This is a genomic window from Chryseobacterium sp. SIMBA_028 (assembly GCF_046535285.1).
GTDB lineage: Bacteria > Bacteroidota > Bacteroidia > Flavobacteriales > Weeksellaceae > Chryseobacterium.
In genome coordinates this window covers 1-270 of the sequence record NZ_JAWRWZ010000301.1, presented here as the reverse complement: position 1 = coordinate 270, position 270 = coordinate 1, and the positions used below count along the sequence as shown (strand labels likewise).

Sequence of the window (270 nt, the reverse complement as noted above, 5' to 3'; positions counted from 1 at the left end):
AACTTCGTTCGCGCCGCCCCCGACTCTGAGGTGACGGAACAAGCTCTGGCGAACACGCGGCTGAGCGTCCAGATCTCCACCAAGCTGAACCACTCGCACCTGGCAACGGGGCAGCGCGCACTGATTCTGCCTACTTTGGGCCGCACCGAGAAAGACACCCAGGTGACAGGCGACCAACGCGTCACTGTGGAGGACTCCATGAGTGCAGTGCACGCGTCCCGGGGACGCCTCAAACCCGCAAGCGAACACCTGCACTCGGAAGTGGCTATC

The 270-nt window shown here is 63.0% G+C and carries 1 pseudogene; it reads left to right on the top strand.

What is annotated here, in order from left to right:
* Positions 1-270: pseudogene (locus tag SCA31_RS23545) on the top strand (hypothetical protein); the annotation flags it as partial.